This is a genomic window from Leptothrix toolikensis (SeqCode), assembly GCF_057922285.1.
Window position 1 is genome coordinate 1 of sequence record NZ_JBYSVC010000142.1, and the last position, 3266, is coordinate 3266.

Annotated in this window: 6 protein-coding genes and 2 pseudogenes; 5 read left to right on the forward strand and 3 right to left on the reverse strand. The window is 58.1% G+C overall.

Features of this window, described 5'->3' with window-relative positions; genetic code table 11:
- Positions 1 to 153: pseudogene (locus AC3VI7_RS12490) on the reverse strand (IS110 family transposase); the annotation flags it as partial.
- Between the two features lie 49 nt (positions 154 to 202).
- Between AC3VI7_RS12490 and AC3VI7_RS12495 the strand changes: the two are divergent.
- The 3 genes and pseudogenes from AC3VI7_RS12495 to AC3VI7_RS12505 all read left to right on the forward strand — a co-directional run.
- Positions 203 to 385: pseudogene (locus AC3VI7_RS12495) on the forward strand (IS3 family transposase); the annotation flags it as partial.
- On the forward strand, positions 363 to 611 hold the full coding sequence (locus AC3VI7_RS12500; RefSeq protein ID WP_489671120.1) for a type II toxin-antitoxin system RelE/ParE family toxin: 249 nt from the start codon (positions 363 to 365) through the stop codon (positions 609 to 611). The pseudogene AC3VI7_RS12495 and the gene AC3VI7_RS12500, both read left to right, overlap by 23 nt.
- Positions 612 to 615: 4 nt before the next feature.
- On the forward strand, positions 616 to 921 hold the full coding sequence (locus tag AC3VI7_RS12505) for an addiction module antidote protein (RefSeq protein ID WP_489671119.1): 306 nt from the start codon (positions 616 to 618) through the stop codon (positions 919 to 921).
- A gap of 612 nt (positions 922 to 1533) precedes the next feature.
- On the opposite strand, the gene AC3VI7_RS12510 is transcribed toward AC3VI7_RS12505, so the two are convergent.
- Positions 1534 to 1878 carry a BON domain-containing protein gene (locus AC3VI7_RS12510; protein ID WP_489671118.1) on the reverse strand — a complete coding sequence of 115 codons (345 nt, stop codon included), beginning with the start codon at positions 1876 to 1878 and terminating at the stop codon, positions 1534 to 1536.
- A gap of 171 nt (positions 1879 to 2049) precedes the next feature.
- Between AC3VI7_RS12510 and AC3VI7_RS12515 the strand changes: the two genes are divergently transcribed.
- Positions 2050 to 2292 (forward strand): helix-turn-helix domain-containing protein, encoded by a 243-nt coding sequence (locus tag AC3VI7_RS12515; protein WP_489671117.1) that lies wholly within the window; start codon positions 2050 to 2052, stop codon positions 2290 to 2292.
- Positions 2289 to 2660 carry an SMR family transporter gene (locus AC3VI7_RS12520; protein WP_489671116.1) on the forward strand — a complete coding sequence of 124 codons (372 nt, stop codon included), beginning with the start codon at positions 2289 to 2291 and terminating at the stop codon, positions 2658 to 2660. The genes AC3VI7_RS12515 and AC3VI7_RS12520 overlap by 4 nt, the downstream gene beginning before the upstream one ends.
- Before the next feature lie 11 nt (positions 2661 to 2671).
- On the opposite strand, the gene orn is transcribed toward AC3VI7_RS12520, so the two are convergent.
- Complete coding sequence (gene orn, locus AC3VI7_RS12525; RefSeq protein WP_489671115.1) at positions 2672 to 3235, reverse strand: oligoribonuclease; 564 nt, start codon at positions 3233 to 3235, stop codon at positions 2672 to 2674.
- Positions 3236 to 3266: the final 31 nt, after the last annotated feature.

The following is a 3266-nucleotide window of genomic DNA, read 5'->3' on the forward strand; positions in this document are numbered from 1 at the left end:
TGGTTTATCGGCCACCCAATTCGCATCAAACCGATCCCCTCGCGCCAACACGGCCCACAAAATGCGGGCGTTCTTGTTGGCCAGCGCAACCACCGCTTTTTGCCATCCCACCCGCTCCTTGAGCTGGGCAACCCACTGCGAGATGCGGTCACTGAATCGCCTCGGGAATAGAGGAGGCTCAAACTCTTGAGAAGAGAGAGCCATGAACAAGTCCACCAAGTTCTCACCCGAGGTCCGTGAGCGAGCCGTGCGGATGGTGCAGGAGCACCGCGCAGAGTATCCATCCCTGTGGGCCACCATCGAGTCGATAGCGCCCAAGATCGGTTGTGTCCCACCCACGCTGCTGGGCTGGGTCCAGCGCCATGAGATCGACATCGGCATGCGCCCGCGTAGACATACGAATCCGACGCTTGTCGCTCGGGAACCTCGGCATCGTTGAACCCGTTGGAGAAGGTGTCTCCGAACTAAAGATTGACCATGGGCCGGGCTACAGGGTCTATTTCGTTCAACACGGTGGCCACTACGTGTTGTTGCTTGCTGGCGGAGACAAGTCCACTCAAGCTCGCGACATCAAGAAGGCCAGGGAACTGGCGCGCAAGTACACGGAGTAAAGAAATGACCAAGCCAACTACTCGCATCTGGGATCCCGCTGAACATCTTCAATCCGATGAAGACATGGCAGCCTACCTAGAAGCAGCGCTGGAAGAAGGCGACGCCTCGCTATTCGCAGCAGCGCTCGGAGACATTGCGCGCGCAAAAGGCATGTCGCAGCTCGCGCGCGAGACAGGTCTTGGAAGGGAGAGCCTGTACAAGGCTCTGTCTCCATCTGGCAACCCCGAGTTCGCAACAATTCTGCGGGTAGTCAGCGCGCTTGGACTCCAGCTGCATGCAACGCGTGCGCCTAGCAAGAGTGCCGTCTAACCCTTCCATCGAGGAGACGCCGTGATCAAGCTCAGAGCTGTTGCCATCAGCTTCTCTCTGGCGCTCGCTGGTTGCGCCAATCTGGCGAACAACGCGGGTTCAAGTGAGCGCGGGATAGATGGCGTCACATGCGTAGGGAGCGTTGCCAGCTCTATCGAAGGGCTGTCCGAAGCAGCCAACGCATCACTTTTATCCAAGGCTCAAATGCAAACCGGCAAGGGTGGCGTGTGTTCGGCCAAGGTCTTCTCAGCAACGGCACCCGTAGTTCTCTATCGTGTGTTTGATGCGGGCAGGCCCTACACCAAGTTTGGCGGTTGGTGGTCCTTGAGGCATCCAGGCCATTCGAAACCCGAGTACAGAGCAGCGAACGCTATCTGCCCGGAGTGGAGCCCCCTGGACCGTCTGGTGTCTTGCGAGGTCAGGCCCGGGACTCAAGTCGTCTTGGGAACAACGCAGAGCGCAGAGTGTGCCGATGGGTCCACATATGCCAAGACCGCAGAAACTCAGGTCTTTGTCGCGAACGACGGCAGGGCCGGCATCATTCACGTTGGAGCGTGCAGCGAGGAAGCAACTTGGCCCTGACGGCCTTGGTGCCCAGCGTGACGCATACACCTACTTCTTGACGGTGAGCTCGTCATGGAGGCTGTGTACGCCCTCGATGCTGCGTGCAATAGCCAGAGCACTGGCAATCTGACTTTGTTTATCAACCTGTCCCGTCAGGCGGACATCGCCCTTGACCGTCACCACGACGATGTCGAATGACTTCAGAGCATGCTCTCGGAGCAGCGCAGTCTTGACGCGAGTGGTTACGTCCACGTCTGAGGCCTCATGACTGTTTGGCAGTCCTGAAGCTTGCGTTACGACAGGCTCTGGTGGCTTGTTGCAACCGCCAACAAGCAGTAGCAGAGAGCTAGAGGCAAGCGCCACAGCGGCACAACGATAAATGCGTACGATCATGGCGATCTCTCCGTTTAGTGGAAGAGTGAAGGTTGCCTGCGTTCAGGCCGCGTTGTCTGTGCGAAGGCGAACACAGCCGCTGGCAGCCACCCGCCCTCACCAATTTGCTACCCATAGTGTGTAGCACCATAGTCATCATTCACAAACAATGCCCTTTTAAATTGTTCTGCGATGCCAAGAATCCCAAGCTCTTCCATCCGTGCCACCCTGGCTAAGAATGTCCTTGCTTTTCGAAAAGCACATGGTCTTTCACAGGAAGCATTGGCCGATCTTTGCGAGCTGCACCGCACATACATCGGCTCGGTAGAACGTGAGGAGCGGAATGTTTCTTTGAGCACTCTCGAAGTCTTTTCTCAGGCTCTTGGCGTCAGCGTCGTGGAACTGCTGACACCAAGAGCCAAGAGCGACGAATGACCCTTGTTTCCTTCACCCTGATCTTGGCCGGTGTGCTGCTCAACGCGGTGGCGCAGTTGCTGATGAAAGCCGGCACGCAGGTGGTGGGCGCGTTTGCGTTCAGCACAGCCAACATCGTGCCCATCGGCTGGAAGTTGCTGACGCAGCCCACCATCCTCACGGCGCTGGGCTGCTATGGCTTGAGCGTGATCCTCTGGATCTTGGCGCTGAGCCGCGTGCCCGTCAGCATCGCCTACCCCATGCTCTCGCTGGGCTACGTGGTCAACGCCTTGGCGGCGTGGTGGTGGTTGGGAGAGCCCCTGAACCCAACCAAAATCGCTGGCATCAGCCTCATTTTGATCGGTGTGGGCGTGGTCTCAAGGGCTTGAACACGGTTTGATCAGAGCGCGAGGAAGTGCTCGCGGTAATAGATCAGCTCGTCAATCGATTCTTGGATGTCGGCCAAAGCGGTATGGGCTTGGCGCTTCTTGAAGCCGTCCATGATGGTGGGCTTCCAGCGGCGGGCCAGCTCTTTGAGGGTGCTGACGTCCAAGTTGCGGTAGTGAAAAAAGGCTTCGAGCTGCGGCATGTAGTTGGCCATGAAGCGCCGGTCTTGGCAGATGGTGTTGCCGCACATCGGCGAGGTGCGTGTGGGCACGTAGGGTTGCAGAAACGCCAGCAGTTGCGCTTGGGCGGCCGCTTCGTCGAGGGTCGAAGCCTTGACGCGATCAATCAAGCCGCTTTTGCCGTGCGTACCCTTGTTCCAAGCATCCATGCCGTCAAGCATGGCGTCGGACTGATGCACCGCGATCACCGGGCCTTCGACACGCACGTTGAGTTGCGCATCCGTCACGACGATGGCCACTTCGATGATGCGGTCGGTTTGCGGGTTGAGCCCGGTCATCTCCATATCGACCCAGATCAGGTTCTGGTCGTTGCGGGCAAGCAAGATCTCTTGGTTCATGGTGTTCTCTCCGATACCAATGGCTAAAGCG

What these genes read in the sequence shown, in the direction of transcription:
- AC3VI7_RS12515 (WP_489671117.1), top strand. Translation starts at nt 2,050, where the DNA reads ATGCCAAGAATCCCAAGCTCTTCCATCCGTGCCACCCTGGCTAAGAAT.
- AC3VI7_RS12500 (WP_489671120.1), top strand. Translation starts at nt 363, where the DNA reads ATGAGATCGACATCGGCATGCGCCCGCGTAGACATACGAATCCGACGC.
- AC3VI7_RS12510 (WP_489671118.1), bottom strand. Translation starts at nt 1,878, where the DNA reads ATGATCGTACGCATTTATCGTTGTGCCGCTGTGGCGCTTGCCTCTAGC.
- orn (WP_489671115.1), bottom strand. Translation starts at nt 3,235, where the DNA reads ATGAACCAAGAGATCTTGCTTGCCCGCAACGACCAGAACCTGATCTGG.
- AC3VI7_RS12520 (WP_489671116.1), top strand. Translation starts at nt 2,289, where the DNA reads ATGACCCTTGTTTCCTTCACCCTGATCTTGGCCGGTGTGCTGCTCAAC.
- AC3VI7_RS12505 (WP_489671119.1), top strand. Translation starts at nt 616, where the DNA reads ATGACCAAGCCAACTACTCGCATCTGGGATCCCGCTGAACATCTTCAA.